Consider the following 15,139-nt stretch of genomic DNA (forward strand, 5'->3'; position numbering starts at 1 on the left):
TTTAAGATAATTAAAAATTGGCTTTAGCGAATAGTTAAACCGTTATTATCAAACTTTAATACTTTATCTGCAGGTGCACTTAGGTAAATACTGTCGCCATATTTTAATGGGCAATCACCATCTGCTTTTACTGTTACGGTCCCTTTGCCTTCAATGTTTATATGTAAAAAACTCTCCGATCCTAAATGCTCAATTACACCTACAGTTCCAGCCCAAGTACCTTGCTCAGTAGATAGTGTTATATGCTCTGGTCGTATACCAATACAGCTAATATTCGCATCTTCATTTTGTGGAGCATCTATAAAATTCATTTTTGGCGAACCAATAAAACCAGCTACAAATTTGTTTACAGGGTTTTTATAAAGCTCTAAAGGTGTGCCTACTTGTTCAATAATACCGGCATTAAATACTGCGATTCTATCTGCCATCGTCATGGCTTCAACCTGATCGTGTGTAACATAAATCATTGTTGTAGCTAAACTTTTATGTAATTCAGATATTTCTAAACGCATATTTACACGTAGTGACGCATCTAGATTTGAAAGTGGTTCATCAAATAAAAATGCCGAAGGCTGACGTACAATTGCGCGCCCTATCGCTACACGCTGGCGCTGACCGCCCGACAATTGCCCAGGCTTTCGGTCTAAATAATCGGTCAAATTAAGTATTTTAGCGGCGTTAGCAATTTTACTTTCAATTTCTGCAGGGCTAACCTTGGCTCTTTTTAAAGGAAAAGCAATATTGTTACGCACTGTCATATGCGGATATAACGCATAGGATTGAAACACCATTGCTAAGCCTCTTTTTGCAGGCGGTGTTTTTGTAGCGTCAATGCCATCAATTTCTATATTACCACTGGTGGTATCTTCAAGACCTGCGATCATACGAAGTAATGTAGATTTACCACAGCCCGATGGACCGACAAAAACGATAAACTCACCGTCTTTAATTTCTAAGTCGAGCGGTTTAATTACGTTAACTTCATCAAAGTTTTTAGTGACTTGTTTTAGTGTGATGCTGCCCATGTGTATTCTCCTATTTTACTGCGCCGAAACTTAATCCACGCACTAATTGTTTTTGACTAAACCAACCAAGTATTAAAATTGGCACAATGGCCATGGCAGATGCTGCCGATAACTTAGCGTAAAATAACCCCTCAGGGCTTGAGTAACTGGCAATAAATGCCGTTAAAGGTGCAGCATTTGCAGCGGTTAAAATAAGTGTCCAAAACGCTTCGTTCCACGACAAAATAACATTTAGCAATAACGTTGAGGCTATACCTGGTAAGGCTATTGGCAATAAAACATGAAATATTTCTTCACCAATTGTTGCGCCATCCATACGTGAAGCTTCAAGTATTTCGTTTGGTATTTCTCTAAAGTAGGTGTAAAGCATCCATACCATTATTGGTAAGTTAATGAGTGTCATTACAATCACTAAACCTAATTTTGTATCGAGTAACGCAAAGTCACGAAACAATAAATAAATCGGAATAAGTACGCCTACTGGCGGTAACATTTTAGTTGAAAGCATCCACATTAATAAATGCTTTGTTTTTTTAGTTTGTACAAAAGCCATAGACCAAGCAGCAGGTACAGCAATTAATAAGCCCAGTAAACTTGAACCTAGCGATATAACTACAGAGTTCCAAAAATGGTTAAAGTATGGCGAACGTGACAGTACATCGCGGTAATTTTCGAGGGTCCAATCAAATGCATATAAGCTTGGGCTTGCTGATATTGCTTCGGCTTCCGTTTTAAAGCTGGTGATTAACGTCCATAAAATTGGAAAGAAAATCATGCCGCTTATTGTCCATGCAGCAATGGTATAAATTAGTGTGGAACGACGGCTATCTTTTATAGTCATAATTAACCCTCCAAGTTTTTGCCAATTAAGCGCATTAAAAATATAGCGACTATATTTGCAATAATAACTGCAACTATGCCCCCTGCCGAACCACCGCCTACATCAAATTGAAGTAGTGATTGCGTGTAAATTAAGTACGTTATATTGGTTGACGAATAACCAGGGCCGCCACTAGTTGTAACTAATATTTCAGCAAAAATTGACAGTAAAAATATAGTTTCGATTAAAATAACCGCAGTTACAGCGCGCGATAGGTGCGGTAAAACGATGTAAAAAAACTTACTAAATGGGCCTGCTCCGTCCAAATCAGCCGCTTCTAATTGTTCGCGGTCTAATGATTGTATTGCTGTTAGCAGTATTAATGCTGCAAACGGTAACCACTGCCAAGACACAATTATGATGATTGAAAATAACGGCATTTGAGCAAAAAAGTCGATAGGTTCAAAACCAAGCCAAATCGCAAAATGTGCAAATAAGCCATTAACTGGGTTCATTAGCATGTTTTTCCATACCAATGCCGACACAGTTGGCATTACAAAAAATGGGGCTAGTACCATAATGCGAACGTAGTTTCGTCCCCATATGGCTTGGTCTAGTAAAATAGCTAAGCCAATACCACCACAAATAGTGATAAGTAAAACCCCAGTTACTAGGTAAAGCGTGTTAAAAAATGATTCAAAAAAAGCTGGATCAGTTAGGAAAAATTCATAGTTTAAAAAGCCTACAAATTCTTTATCCCCAGGAACGAGTAAGTTGTAATCAATAAATGAGAAATACAGTGTCATACACAGCGGAACTATCATCCAAGCAAGTAATAAAATTACACTAGGAAGAAGCATAAACCGAGCAAGCGTGCGCGAGTTAGTTGTTGCCATAAAGGTGACCTTAAAAAAGCCAATTCTATTTACTTGTTAACTATCAAGTGAAAATCAGAAACCCTTGATAGCGTTTATAACTAACAAGTAAATAGAATTGACATAAAATATTGGGTAAGTTTGAGTACTTACCCGCCCATTACATGCTATTTTGGATAGCGAGCTTTACGCATTGTTCGCTCAACAAGGTGCTGAGACGTACTAAGCGCTTGCTTAACGGTCATTTGGCCAGTTAATGCTGCTGAAAATTGTTGCCCAACAGCTGTACCAATTCCTTGAAACTCAGGAATAGCAACAAACTGAATACCTACATAAGGCACCGGTTTAACGGTTGGATTTTTAGGATCTGCAGATTGAATAGAATCTAAGGTAATTTGTGCAAACGGTGCTGCGTCCATGTACTTTTGATTACTGTAAAGTGATTTACGTGTACCTGGCGGTACTTTTGCCCAACCTTTTTTGTCGGCTACAAGTTGAGTGTATTCTTTAGATGTTGCCCAGCTAATAAATTTCATTGCGGCATCTGGTTTTTTGCTGCTTGCCGGCACGGCTAAAGTCCAAGACCATAACCAGTTACCGCGTTTACCTAGACCGTTATCTGGCGCAAGTGCAAACCCTACTTTATCGGCAACTTCTGAGTCTTTTTTGTTAGTAACAAATGCGCCTGCAACGGTTGCATCAATCCAAATACCACACTTTCCGGTTTGAAATAGTGCAAGATTTTCATTAAAACCGTTTGCAGATGAACCAGCAGGGCCAGATTCTTTCATCACATCTACATAATACTGAAGGGTATTTTCCCACTCTGGGGTATTAAACTGTGGCTTCCAATTTTCATCAAACCAACGCGCACCAAACGAATTAGCCATTGATGTAATAAGCGCAACGTTTTCGCCCCAACCTGCTTTACCACGTAGACAAAGGCCATAAACACCTTCTTTTTTATCTGTCATCGCTTTAGCAGCTTTGCGTATAAAGTCCCATGTTGGGGCTTTAGGCATTGTCAGCCCCGCTTTTTCCATTAAATCAGTGCGGTACATAACCATTGAACTTTCACCATAAAATGGTGCAGCATAAAGCTTGTCGTTAATCGTTAAACCACTTCGAATTGCTGGGATTAAATCGTCTAAATCGTAGTTTTCACCTAAATTATCTAACTCTTTTAACCAATTTTGTTTGCCCCAAATTGGTACTTCATAAGTACCTATGGTCATAACATCGTATTGTCCGCCTTTTGTTGCTACATCGGTAGTGACACGTTGGCGAAGAATGTTTTCCTCTAGAGTGACCCATTTTAGATCTATATCAGGGTTTTGGCTGGTAAAGTCACTACTTAATTCTTTCATGGTGATCATGTCACCGTTGTTAACAGTCGCTATTGTAATTGTTTCTTTTGCCGCAGCGCCTATGCTTATAAAGCCACACGCGAGCATAATTAATTTATTTTTCATCGGGTATTCCCCATACACGTTATGTTTTAATAAGTGCTATTAAATTTTAATCTATTGCCAATTCTATTTATGGCAGTTTTAACGCATAAAACTGCCCGCAAAGTGCCTTTTTAGGTCCTTTGTATAAATAGTTAGACTAATTGGATAATGACTTAAAATTTAACAGATATTTCAGAAGTGAAGCCGTCAAATCCTTTACCGATTTGGCCGCCCGAATTAACACCTTCTTCTTGGTTAACATACTCAACTTTTAAAAGCGTTTTATCGTTAAACCAGTAACCTGCGGCTACTTGAATACGCTCTACTGTGTTGTCTGTTTGTTCAATTAAGTCGGAAGTGTTTTCGGCTTCTGCATAACGAGCCGCTACATATAACTTTTTAGGGATTAGATATTGTTGTGCTTCAAACACGAAGTACTCAACCGATGAGTCGCCTTCTATTACACTGTTTGAATCAAAAGTAGTGCCATTTTCATCAGCTATGCCGTTTGTACCAAAATAGGTAATACCGGCAACTGCATTACCAGCGGCATCTGCAAATGTGTAATCATCAGACGATTTACCAACCATAAAGATTAGGCTTGTTTCGTCAGATGGTTGATAAGCTAAATTAAGCTGGATGATTGATTGCTCAAGCCCTGGCATTGCGCCAACGTGAGTGTCACGCTCGTTTGAAGGTGACGCTGAGAAGTTATAGTTTTCACCATCGCCAAAGCGATAGTTTGTTGTGGTTACACCATCAAGACTGGCTACGCCGTTTTCAAAACGTAACTGGTCGCCTTGATTCGCTTTTAATAAGTTTAAGCCTGCTTTAAAGCCACCTTCAAATTCTAGAGTACCTTGAAGTCGGTAGTTATAACCTCTGTCTTCTTGAAACGCTTCACCGAAACTTGAAGTAGTAATGTGACCTGTAACATTATAAGCACGTACTACACCACTTTCGAAAGTTTCGCTGTAACTTAGCTGTGCGCCGTTTTCGGCGGTTGCGTAATCGGTAATACCATTACCAATAAGTGCATTATTTTGGTTATCTGCGCCGTCTTGAAAACCTTTAAATTGAAATGGTGAGCCACCAATATTACCCAAACGCAGTGTTAAATTTGCGTTTTCTTTTGGTGTGCCATAAAGACCTAGTAAGTCAAATTCAACACCTGCGAAATCGTTGTGAAATGAAAAGTCACGATCTTCGCCACCAAAGTCATTAGGCTCTTCTGCAATATCTATATCGGCAGTGATGAACTCGTTAATATGAAATTTAAGCATTAGATTAGCTCTAATACGGCCAAATCCTGATTCTTGTTCTTCATCTTCTGGACGAAATGCGCCGTCTTTAGCTTGAATTGACTGAAAGTTTTGCATTAGTAAAAAGTCTACGTCAACGCGATCTAAATATTCAGAAATATCAGCCTGTGCTGGAGCCGATGTAGCCATAGCTGCCGCTATGAGAGAAATTGCAAATTTAGTCTTTTTATTATTCAACATAATAAGCTCTTTATTTAGTGTGGTGTGTGATGCCAACTTTATTAAATTGCATATTCATTTAATGAAATTGGTATTAATTCAGTGTGTATAGATGAGGCTGGCTGAGCAAAACATTAAATAGTTAATGAAACCGCACTTGTGAGCATAAGCCCATCTGCTGAGCATAATCACAGAATGAATTTAGAAGGTCAACGATTTTTTATTACAAAACGTTTACAAAAAATCGAATTTATATGTAAATATTTTTGAATCAATAAGTTAAGTAGCAAATTTGTTACATCAAATTTTGAGGAAATAAAGTGTAGGATTAAGGGATTTATTGTAGATACGTCATTATTGTTCAATACAATTAATGAAAATATAAGTTAGTAGAAGATATGAAAGCAGGTAATCCTTTAAAAATAGATTGTTGTGCAAACCTATAAACAGTTTATTTATTAGTGTTTTTTAAGTAACGTTCTTGAGCTTATGATGGGGTTAGCTTAGTATTAAAGCACTTAGATGTATTCAAAATAGAAGTAACCTACATATGGAATTTGTTCGCCCGCTAGAGCCCATCCTCATTATTGATGACGTTAAGGAAATTCGTGATTATCTAAACCAAATTTTAACTGACTTAGGGTTCGAAGATATCTTAGAAAGCGCCGATTTTAGCTCTGCTAAACCTATTATGAACAATAAACCGCCAGGCGTAATATTTGTAGATGTAGATTTACCTGACTCTAACGGTGCAGATATATTGGAATACATTAATAGTGCTTACCCGCACACTCATGTTGTTATGTGCTCTGGCCACAATAGTCTCGAAAATGTACAAAACACGTGGGAAATGGGCGCTAAAGGCTTTATTGCAAAACCTTTCAACACAAAAAAAGTAGACACTGTAATGAAGCGTCTTGAAATAATAGAATAATAATAAGGTTAGCATGCATAGTACTGTTACTGCGATTATAGAAGATCTTTCGACTGTTATATTTGGTAAACAACAGCAAATAAAACTTGCACTTACATGCTTATTTAGCGAAGGGCATTTACTCATTGAAGATTTGCCAGGTATGGGAAAAACCACTCTTTCTCATGCATTGTCAGCTGTGTTAGGTTTATCGTATCAGCGTATACAATTTACCAGTGATCTTCTTCCTGCTGATATTTTGGGTACTAATGTGTTTAACTCTACCGAGCACAGTTTTACGTTTCATAAAGGCCCTATTTTTAGCCAAGTTGTTTTAGCTGATGAAATAAACCGCGCAGGACCCAAAACACAAAGTGCGTTGCTTGAAGCAATGGAAGAGCAACAAGTAACAGTTGATGGAAAAAAATATACGCTGCCAAATCCATTTTTTGTGATTGCAACACAAAACCCGCTTTACCAATCAGGTACCTACCCGTTACCTGAGTCGCAATTAGACCGTTTTTTAATGCGTATTAGCTTAGGTTTTCCACCTAAAGAAGCCGAAAAACGCTTAATTTTGAATATGCAAAAACGAGATTACAGCCAATTACCTAAGCGTATTAACCAACAAGAGTTAGCGGCAATTCAAACCCAGATAAGCCAAATTACTTTGAGCAGCCCGATTATTGACTACATTATAGAGCTTGTTAATTACACACGCACAAGCAACGCTTTTGCAGCATCGTTATCACCGCGTGCCAGTATGGCTCTGGCTAAAGCGGCTAGGTCGTGGGCCTTTATTGATGGTCGTGATTTTGTAATGCCAGAAGATGTTCAAGCCGTATTTGCAAGTGTGTGTCAGCATCGATTAGGTTTGCATAATGAGTCAGGTGAAGCGCAAGTAAACGATATTTTAAAAAACGTTTTAGTTCCGGTATAAGCTTTTATGCCAAAAAAAACAGCTAAGCGCCCTTCTTTATTTAAGTCATTTAAGCGAAGTGTATTTAATAAATTATTAAAAAATAAGCATTTAAAAAACTCAATTACACTTGAACACAGAACAATTTATGTATTGCCATCGTCCCTAGGTTGGTACTTTGTAATTGTGGCTATTTTAAACTTTGTAATGGGCATTAATTATCAAAATAACTTAATTTTAATAATGTCTTATCTTATGTTTGTGGTGATGATTATTGCTGTATTAATGGGCTACAGTAACGCTAAAGGCTTAACGGTTAAATTTAAAGATGCATTTAACAGCTACGCCCCCCAAAAACCGAGTATTGTATTTGAATTACAAAGCCCTTCACTAACCCAATCTATTAATTTAACATATCAAGGTAGTGAGCAAACTCACAAACATACCGACGAAGTTGATAGTAAGACTCAGTTACTTACACTCAACTTACCCTACAGCTCACGCGGTAAGTACTCAGTGCAACGTATTAAAATAGCGAGTAACTATCCCTTTGGTTTAATAACTGTTTGGAGCTACATTCAATTACAAGAAGATGTATTTGTATACCCGTCGCTTGAACAAGTACACAGTGATGCGCATGTTTCTGTGCTTGATGAGCAAGCCGATAAAGGTATTTCTACACAATCTGGTAGCGAAGAGTTTGAGTCGTTAATCCCACACTTACCTGAAATGGGCTTGCAAAGAGTCTCTTGGAAGCATTACGCAAAAACACAGCAGTTGTTAGTTAAAGAGTTTGTAGACTTTAAAACAGCGAATGCGCTCTTCGATTTTACGTTAATGAATGGGGATACAGAACAACGTTTAAGCCAGTTATGCTTTTTAGTGTGTGAAGCAACCGAAAAAAATACCCCTTTTATGTTAAAACTACCGAGTAAAACAATAAATACAAATACCGGACAGCAACATAAGCAGCAGTGTTTAGCGTTATTGTGCTCATTTAATGGTGGTGAGTAATGGATATAATTAAAAACGAAAAAGTAATAAATTATTCACTGTCTTTTATATATTCATGTTTAATTGTATTTTTTGTACCACATTTACCGCTTGCTTTTGTTGGTGTACTTACACTCATTTGTGCATGGAACTTTTACATAACGCTGAGTAATAAACCAAAGCCAAATGCTTGGCTGGCAAACATACTCGCAGGTGTTTCACTTGGTTTAATGCTCTACACCGTAGGCATGTCGGATACGGTTATTTTATTTGTGGCAATGCTGCTACTTGCTAATTTATTTAAGCTGCTGCAGGCTAAAACCAAAAAACACTATCATGTAATTACAACGCTTACGTTTTTTTCACTCTCATCGGTGTATTTATTTAACCAAAGCATTTTAACGACTTTAACTGTAAGTGGTTTATACATATTAAACTTTGCAGTACTTGGCTTACTCGAATCCAAACATAATTTAAAAATAGCCTCTAAGCAAAGTGGTAAATTACTACTTTTAGCGCTTCCTTTAGCTGTATTTTTACTGCTTTTTTTACCAAAAATGCCCGCCTTTTGGCAGCTTCCTGGGCCTAAGCTTGCAAAAACAGGGCTTTCTGAACAAGTCGATCCTTTCGATATTGCAAAGCTTTCAAACTCAGATGAACTTGTGTTTAGAGCTAAATTTAACGAAGAAAAACCTGTAGCGCCTTATTATTGGCGAGCAATAGTCCATGATGAGTTTAATGGTAATGCGTGGCTTACGTCTGACTTTTTAAAATATAATAATGTAAAAACAAATACCCAGAGCGAAAATGATGAGCAACTTATTGCAAGCTACTCAGTTATTACAGAGCCTGCTACACAAAAATGGCTCTATGGTTTAGCGTATTCCAGTAGTAACTCACCAAATGTTGAAGGTAATTCGCTAGGCTTATTGCGTAAAAAAAGTCGTCAAGCTAAAAACTTACAATACGATGTAAATAGCTTTAACTTCACAGCTTTGCCGCTTGGCGAATTTGAAGAAAAACGCTACAAATACCTCGCTTATAAAAAGAATGTAAAAACATCATCACTTGCTAAAAACTTAAAGCAAAATACACACTCTGATCGCGATTTTTATAACCGCTTATTACAATACTTTGCAGGTACGGGATTTACTTATACGTTAACACCCACTCCGATGAGCGGCGATAACACGATTGACCAATTTTTATTTGAAAACCAACGTGGATTTTGTGGTCATTATGCAAGCGCCGCTGCGTACATTTTTAGAACCGCAGGGATACCCGCTCGATTAGTAAGTGGTTATTTAGGCGGTGAATTAAACCAAGATAATAATACGCTAACAGTTCGCCAGTACGATGCGCATGCGTGGGTAGAAGTATATTTACAAAACGAAGGTTGGGTTATTTTTGATGCAACCGCTGTTGTAGCACCGGAGCGTTTAAATGGCTCACTTTCGCAAAACGAAGAGCTGAATGACGAATTTAAAAGTAACCTTGATTTTGGTTTAGTGAGTTTAAGTAATTTCCCCGCTATTAATTGGTTAAGGTTGGAACTTGAAAACCTCGATTATCAATGGTCTAGCTGGGTACTTGGTTTTGACGAAGAAAAACAAAATGATTTTTTAAAATCAATTTTTGGTAGTAAAAATATTTGGCTTGTACCATTAATGGTTTTACTAACAGCTGGTTTTTGTTTTGTAGGTTATTTTGTTTATTTAAACTTACCAAAACGCCCGGCTAAATTAGCGCCTATGGTTAAAGAGTTTTATGAAGTAAAAACATGGGCTAAAAAACAAAAAATAAATACACCCGATAATTTAACACCGAGTCAGCAGTTACATTTTTTTGCTGACAAACTCCCTCATTCTGCACAATCTATAAACACATTTAGTCAGTTATTTAACCAAGTACGCTATAGTAAAAAACCTTTTACGAAAGAGCGTAAAACTCAGGCTAAAGATCTGATAAAATTAATTAAAATTTCCAAATAGAGAATACTATGAATGCTGTTGTTATAGGCGTTATTTTAATGCTCGGGCTATCTCTGGCTCGCGTTAACGTCATTGTTGCCATGATCATAAGTGCTTTAGTTGCTGGTTTAACCGCAGGCTTGGGTATAAAAGAAAGTGTTGATGCATTTAATTCTGGCCTTTCTGCCGGAGCTGAAATTGCACTAAGTTATGCCATGCTCGGTGCATTTGCCGTTGCTATTTCTAAGTCGGGTTTAACACGCATTCTCGCTGATAAGTTACTTGCTAAAGTAAATGCTAAAGGCAGCGGTAATGAAACGTTTTTAAGTTACTTCATTTTATTAATTATTTTAGGTTGTGCGATTTCTTCGCAAAACTTAGTACCTGTACACATAGCGTTTATTCCTATTTTAATCCCGCCGTTACTCGTGGTTTTTAATCAGTTAAGGTTAGACAGGCGTGCTATAGCGTGTATTTTAACATTTGGATTAGCAACTTCTTACATGGTGCTGCCTTATGGTTTTGGTGGTATTTACTTGTATTCTATTTTACATAAAAATCTAGTTGATAACGGCCTAGACATTGTAAATACACAAGTCCCTATGGCGATGATTATTCCTGCATTAGGCATGTTTATAGGATTACTTATTGCGGTATTTATTACCTACAAAAAACGCCGCGAATACACAGAGCAGCCATTAACAACTGTGAGTAAATCGGCTGAGGTAGAAAACCCTAAAAAAGTAATGATTGTAGGGCTATGTGCGGTACTTGCCTCACTTGTTGCACAAAACCTAAGTGGCTCAATGATTTTAGGGGGTTTAGTAGGTGTAATGATATTTAGTGTATTTGGTGTAGTTAAGTGGGAAGAAAACGGCGACGTATTTAGTAAAGGCGTTGCTATGATGGCGATGATTGGTTTTATTATGATATCGGCACAAGGCTTTGCATCGGTTATGCAGGCCACTGGCGACGTAGCGAGCTTAGTACACAGCTCAGCCGCACTTTTTGATGGTAATAAACCTTTGGCCGCCGGTGTTATTTTGTTAGTCGGGTTATTAATTACAATGGGAATTGGTAGCTCGTTTTCAACAGTGCCTATTATTGCAACTTTGTTTGTTCCTTTGTGTTTAGACCTCGGGTTTTCGGTTATGGCAACCGCTGCACTGGTTGGTACTGCGGGCGCTTTAGGTGATGCAGGCTCCCCTGCTTCAGACTCAACGCTTGGCCCAACATCAGGTTTAAATGCCGATGGGCAGCACGACCATATTAGAGACTCTGTTATTCCAACGTTTATTCACTTTAACATTCCACTGCTTATATTTGGCTGGATTGCAGCAATGGTGCTTTAGTTGTATGCATGTAAGTATTCGTAAATTTAATTAAAAGTTAAATGTAACTAAAAAGGTATGTTTAAAGCATGCCTTTTTAGTATCCAAATCCAACAACTCTCACCCCTATCAATTCCCCCCCAGTTTGATTACTTTTTTTAGTTAATATTAACTCTGTTGTCGAGGTTATATTTAATGAACATTTAGTATGATGTGTTCTTTCAGGGGTTTTATATAAGCACCAATTAAGGTGCTTATATAAATTTACTTTACCGCATATTTAAAGCTTTAAATTAATCAAAACCATAAATCATTTTGTCGCATACTACCGGAGTCGGTCTGTGGTTATCATCGACTGCAACAAACGTAAAGCTACCACTAATGGCAGAGTGCTTATCATCTCTGTGCATAGTTTCTAATAATATATCTACGTCAACTTTTAAGCTGGTGTTACCTACATGCACTACTTTAGCTATTAACTCTGCAAAAGTACCTGCTGGTATGGCTTCTTTAAAATCAACTCTATCGGAAGATATGGTAACCAAAGGTTTACGACAAAAACGAGTAGCTGCTATAAATGCCACTTCATCCATCCACGCCAGTGCATCACCACCAAATAAAGTATTGTGATGATTAGTACGCCCAGGAAATACAGTTTTAGTTACCGATGTGGTTGAGTCTTCAATACGCTGAGCAATTATTGCATCGCGATTTACGTCAGTCATAATCTCTACTTTTTGTTTGCTAATGTATCTTGCATTAGTAATGCAGGATCAAGGCGTTCGCCTTTCCAGTTAAAGCGCCAATCTAGGTGAGGACCCGTTACACGCCCTGTTGCACCAATTTCAGCCACTTTGTTACCTTGCTTAATTTTGTCACCCACTTTTACATCAAGCTTACTTAAATGAATGTAAGTTGAGGTAATACCATGGCCATGATCAATAATTAATGTACCGCCTGAGTAGTATAAATCAGGTTCAGAAAATACCACGGTACCACTAATTGGCGCGTAAACAGGAGAGCCTGTTTTATTAGCGATGTCTAAGCCAAAGTGCGGACGACGAGGCTCGCCATTAAAATAACGCTGACTACCATAAACACCCGATATACGCCCTTCTGCAGGCTTTAACACAGGGTCTAAAAAGTACAGCAAATCAGAATCAACTTCTCTCGCCTTACGAACAGCAACTGCTTCGCGGCTTATACGTGCACTGACTTCTTTTGCCGGTGAAACATACTTCTTAGCCACGCCGGTAATTTTATCAATTTCATATTCACGCTTAGTTATGGCTAGCGGCTGAGAATGCGATTTACCCGTGTTATCTACCCATTTTAAAGTATGAGTCGTTTCAGCGTCACGCCCAAAACCAAATACAAAGTCACCATTTGGCGAAAGTTTTAAGCTTTTACTATCTAAGCTTACTGATTTAGCGTTTTCTAGCTTTCCAGTAACTAAACCGCCTTGTGTTAAATGCCCTTTTAACTCAAGCGCCATAGCACTAAAGCTAGCAGAGGCAACAAGCGCTGTTGCTAAAAGTGTTTTAAACATAGCTAATCGATCCTTTTCCAACACCTTCATAAGCAGTCACTTTCACTGCTTTTTCTGGATATTGGGCCTTAATTTGGCCAGCTACATGTTCAGCAATACATTCTACAGTGGTGTCTACTGGTAAAATGTCGCAACGGGATTCGCTAATAGCCATTTCAAAATAGCCTTGTGCCGACGTATAAGCAAAACATACATCACCCGCTTTGGCTGTTATGTGTTTTAAATCAGGTGCGTTAATTTGATCTTCACTGGTGGCTAAGTAAATATCTTCCCACTTTTGAGACCATTCTTTTTGCAAGCGCGGCATAGAGATGCCATCTAGGCTAATACCAATTTGAGAACGATGCCCATGAATAATACGTTGGCAATTACCGTCATGCTTTTTAAGGCCATGGCTGTAATGATAGTAAAAGCTTTGGCTGTGCTCAGGCTTAAGTGACAGCTCAATTTTTTCAATGTTATCTGGTAGCTTCGGTAAAATAGTCGCAATTAAAAATTCAGTAACCGATTCAACCGTTACTTCGTCTGCGTTAATCATGCAATAAGCTTGATGAGGAGCACTCATAGCTAAGTGGTTGTTTTCACCAAATGTACAGTCGAGTGTTTTATGCTCGTCAAATTCAGATACAGTGCCATTAAGGCCCGTAGGAATTGCTAATCGGTGATCAATACACTCATCTATAATGCCTTTAATTTGCTTTTTAACTAAACCAAAGTCTAAAACCATAGACTCTTCGTTAAGTTTACCGTGCAAAGTTAAATCAACAATCCAGCTCTCGCCAACGGCGCCGCGTTTGTTACATAAGTAAGAAAAATCAATCACAGTTAGTGAGTTAACAAAAAGGATCATAAACTTCCTTTAGACTGGTTATAAGACAGCGTTAATTATAATGATTTCTGATTGTAATTGCGCGGTTTTATAGTGCAAAAACCAATCGTGTTGATTGATTGATGATTTAATATGCAATATTTTGATTTTTTAACTGCTCCGAGTTGTTTAGCGTACAAGTGTACGCTAAAGTACTTGGCAATTTCTAAGCGAAGATAAGTGTTATGGAACCTAAAAATAGCTATACAAAAGAAGATTTGATCCTGTGTGGTCAAGGTGAAATGTTTGGTGAAGGCAACTGCCGTTTACCAAGTGACAACATGTTAATGATGGACCGCATTACCTCTATTACTGCTGATGGCGGAATTCATGGTAAAGGCGAAATTGTTGCTGAGCTTGATATTGACCCTAGCCTGTGGTTTTTCGATTGCCATTTTAAAGGCGACCCAGTAATGCCAGGTTGTTTAGGATTAGATGCTATGTGGCAACTAGTTGGCTTTTACTTAGGTTGGTCTGGTGGCCCTGGTCTTGGTCGTGCGCTAGGTGTGGGTGAAGTTAAATTTACTGGCCAAATTTTACCAACTAATAAAAAAGTAACTTACCGTCTTGTAATGAAACGCGTAATTAAACGTAAATTGTTTATGGGCGTTGCCGATGGCACTGTAGAAGTAGATGGCCGAGTAATCTACGAAGCAAAAGATTTAAAAGTGGGCTTGTTCCAAGACACTAGTGCATTTTAATTTTTAAACGCACAAACAAAAAGGCCTCCAATATGGAGGCCTTTTTGCTTAAATTCGATTATTGATTTTAGGTTTTGTACATGTTGCGATTTTCAATCGCTTCACGCCAACCTCCTAACCACTCTGATTTTGGATCTACTTGTTGATAAGGGCATAGCTCTTTTGAGCGACCTGCTAAACCTGCTTTAAAACCTTGAGAATGAGCTCTTTCTAAACGATCTCTTTTCTGTCTCTTCATCGGTA

Annotated in this window: 15 protein-coding genes; 6 read left to right on the forward strand and 9 right to left on the reverse strand. The window is 38.1% G+C overall.

Going from position 1 to position 15,139, the window contains the following annotated elements:
- Positions 1-23 precede the first annotated feature (23 nt).
- From P20429_RS11190 to P20429_RS11170, 5 genes are all read right to left on the reverse strand, one after another.
- Positions 24-1,025: an ABC transporter ATP-binding protein gene (locus tag P20429_RS11190; RefSeq protein ID WP_007582729.1), complete on the reverse strand. Its 1,002-nt coding sequence runs from the start codon at positions 1,023-1,025 to the stop codon at positions 24-26.
- Positions 1,026-1,035: 10 nt separating this feature from the next.
- A complete protein-coding gene (locus P20429_RS11185; protein WP_007582731.1) occupies positions 1,036-1,866 on the reverse strand; it encodes a carbohydrate ABC transporter permease in 831 nt (276 codons plus the stop codon).
- Positions 1,867-1,868: 2 nt separating this feature from the next.
- On the reverse strand, positions 1,869-2,741 hold the full coding sequence (locus P20429_RS11180) for a carbohydrate ABC transporter permease (RefSeq protein ID WP_002960879.1): 873 nt from the start codon (positions 2,739-2,741) through the stop codon (positions 1,869-1,871).
- Positions 2,742-2,887: 146 nt separating this feature from the next.
- Positions 2,888-4,192 (reverse strand): sugar ABC transporter substrate-binding protein, encoded by a 1,305-nt coding sequence (locus P20429_RS11175; RefSeq protein ID WP_007582734.1) that lies wholly within the window; start codon positions 4,190-4,192, stop codon positions 2,888-2,890.
- Positions 4,193-4,344: 152 nt separating this feature from the next.
- Positions 4,345-5,673: a hypothetical protein gene (locus P20429_RS11170; protein WP_007582736.1), complete on the reverse strand. Its 1,329-nt coding sequence runs from the start codon at positions 5,671-5,673 to the stop codon at positions 4,345-4,347.
- Between the two features lie 529 nt (positions 5,674-6,202).
- Between P20429_RS11170 and P20429_RS11165 the strand changes: the two genes are divergently transcribed.
- Genes P20429_RS11165 through P20429_RS11145 form a run of 5 tightly spaced genes read left to right on the forward strand, consistent with a single transcriptional unit; the run spans position 6,203 to position 11,799 of the window.
- Entirely contained in the window at positions 6,203-6,586 is a 384-nt protein-coding gene (locus P20429_RS11165; protein ID WP_007582739.1) for a response regulator, read from the forward strand.
- Between the two features lie 13 nt (positions 6,587-6,599).
- Positions 6,600-7,505, forward strand: coding sequence for a MoxR family ATPase (locus P20429_RS11160; protein WP_007582741.1), 906 nt, complete (start codon positions 6,600-6,602; stop codon positions 7,503-7,505).
- 6 nt (positions 7,506-7,511) lie between these two features.
- On the forward strand, positions 7,512-8,498 hold the full coding sequence (locus tag P20429_RS11155) for a DUF58 domain-containing protein (RefSeq protein WP_007582743.1): 987 nt from the start codon (positions 7,512-7,514) through the stop codon (positions 8,496-8,498).
- Positions 8,498-10,468, forward strand: a complete 1,971-nt coding sequence (locus tag P20429_RS11150) for a DUF3488 and transglutaminase-like domain-containing protein (protein ID WP_007582745.1) — start codon at positions 8,498-8,500, stop codon at positions 10,466-10,468. The genes P20429_RS11155 and P20429_RS11150 overlap by 1 nt, the downstream gene beginning before the upstream one ends.
- 8 nt (positions 10,469-10,476) lie before the next feature.
- Positions 10,477-11,799 carry a Na+/H+ antiporter family protein gene (locus tag P20429_RS11145; protein WP_007582747.1) on the forward strand — a complete coding sequence of 441 codons (1,323 nt, stop codon included), beginning with the start codon at positions 10,477-10,479 and terminating at the stop codon, positions 11,797-11,799.
- A gap of 272 nt (positions 11,800-12,071) precedes the next feature.
- On the opposite strand, the gene P20429_RS11140 is transcribed toward P20429_RS11145, so the two are convergent.
- From P20429_RS11140 to P20429_RS11130, 3 genes are read right to left on the reverse strand one after another with little or no spacing between them, the layout of a single operon-like run.
- The gene (locus P20429_RS11140; RefSeq protein ID WP_007582749.1) at positions 12,072-12,503 is read right to left on the reverse strand and encodes an acyl-CoA thioesterase; all 432 of its coding nucleotides are present in this window, start codon (positions 12,501-12,503) and stop codon (positions 12,072-12,074) included.
- 5 nt (positions 12,504-12,508) lie between these two features.
- On the reverse strand, positions 12,509-13,327 hold the full coding sequence (locus P20429_RS11135; RefSeq protein WP_007582751.1) for a M23 family metallopeptidase: 819 nt from the start codon (positions 13,325-13,327) through the stop codon (positions 12,509-12,511).
- Positions 13,320-14,177, reverse strand: coding sequence for a 6-carboxytetrahydropterin synthase (locus tag P20429_RS11130; protein WP_007582754.1), 858 nt, complete (start codon positions 14,175-14,177; stop codon positions 13,320-13,322). The genes P20429_RS11135 and P20429_RS11130 overlap by 8 nt, the downstream gene beginning before the upstream one ends.
- Before the next feature lie 203 nt (positions 14,178-14,380).
- Between P20429_RS11130 and fabA the strand changes: the two genes are divergently transcribed.
- On the forward strand, positions 14,381-14,896 hold the full coding sequence (fabA, locus tag P20429_RS11125; protein WP_007582756.1) for a bifunctional 3-hydroxydecanoyl-ACP dehydratase/trans-2-decenoyl-ACP isomerase: 516 nt from the start codon (positions 14,381-14,383) through the stop codon (positions 14,894-14,896).
- A gap of 67 nt (positions 14,897-14,963) precedes the next feature.
- Here the strand turns inward: fabA and rmf are convergent, their stop codons facing one another.
- Positions 14,964-15,134 carry a ribosome modulation factor gene (rmf, locus tag P20429_RS11120; RefSeq protein WP_002960897.1) on the reverse strand — a complete coding sequence of 57 codons (171 nt, stop codon included), beginning with the start codon at positions 15,132-15,134 and terminating at the stop codon, positions 14,964-14,966.
- Positions 15,135-15,139 lie beyond the last annotated feature (5 nt).

The sequence above is a fragment of the Pseudoalteromonas sp. BSi20429 genome (genome assembly GCF_000238895.1).
Lineage (GTDB): Bacteria > Pseudomonadota > Gammaproteobacteria > Enterobacterales > Alteromonadaceae > Pseudoalteromonas > Pseudoalteromonas arctica.

What these genes read in the sequence shown, in the direction of transcription:
- P20429_RS11140 (WP_007582749.1), bottom strand. Translation starts at nt 12,503, where the DNA reads ATGACTGACGTAAATCGCGATGCAATAATTGCTCAGCGTATTGAAGAC.
- P20429_RS11150 (WP_007582745.1), top strand. Translation starts at nt 8,498, where the DNA reads ATGGATATAATTAAAAACGAAAAAGTAATAAATTATTCACTGTCTTTT.
- P20429_RS11155 (WP_007582743.1), top strand. Translation starts at nt 7,512, where the DNA reads ATGCCAAAAAAAACAGCTAAGCGCCCTTCTTTATTTAAGTCATTTAAG.
- P20429_RS11130 (WP_007582754.1), bottom strand. Translation starts at nt 14,177, where the DNA reads ATGATCCTTTTTGTTAACTCACTAACTGTGATTGATTTTTCTTACTTA.
- P20429_RS11175 (WP_007582734.1), bottom strand. Translation starts at nt 4,192, where the DNA reads ATGAAAAATAAATTAATTATGCTCGCGTGTGGCTTTATAAGCATAGGC.
- P20429_RS11185 (WP_007582731.1), bottom strand. Translation starts at nt 1,866, where the DNA reads ATGACTATAAAAGATAGCCGTCGTTCCACACTAATTTATACCATTGCT.
- P20429_RS11145 (WP_007582747.1), top strand. Translation starts at nt 10,477, where the DNA reads ATGAATGCTGTTGTTATAGGCGTTATTTTAATGCTCGGGCTATCTCTG.
- fabA (WP_007582756.1), top strand. Translation starts at nt 14,381, where the DNA reads ATGGAACCTAAAAATAGCTATACAAAAGAAGATTTGATCCTGTGTGGT.
- P20429_RS11135 (WP_007582751.1), bottom strand. Translation starts at nt 13,327, where the DNA reads ATGTTTAAAACACTTTTAGCAACAGCGCTTGTTGCCTCTGCTAGCTTT.
- P20429_RS11190 (WP_007582729.1), bottom strand. Translation starts at nt 1,025, where the DNA reads ATGGGCAGCATCACACTAAAACAAGTCACTAAAAACTTTGATGAAGTT.
- P20429_RS11170 (WP_007582736.1), bottom strand. Translation starts at nt 5,673, where the DNA reads ATGTTGAATAATAAAAAGACTAAATTTGCAATTTCTCTCATAGCGGCA.
- P20429_RS11160 (WP_007582741.1), top strand. Translation starts at nt 6,600, where the DNA reads ATGCATAGTACTGTTACTGCGATTATAGAAGATCTTTCGACTGTTATA.
- P20429_RS11180 (WP_002960879.1), bottom strand. Translation starts at nt 2,741, where the DNA reads ATGGCAACAACTAACTCGCGCACGCTTGCTCGGTTTATGCTTCTTCCT.
- rmf (WP_002960897.1), bottom strand. Translation starts at nt 15,134, where the DNA reads ATGAAGAGACAGAAAAGAGATCGTTTAGAAAGAGCTCATTCTCAAGGT.
- P20429_RS11165 (WP_007582739.1), top strand. Translation starts at nt 6,203, where the DNA reads ATGGAATTTGTTCGCCCGCTAGAGCCCATCCTCATTATTGATGACGTT.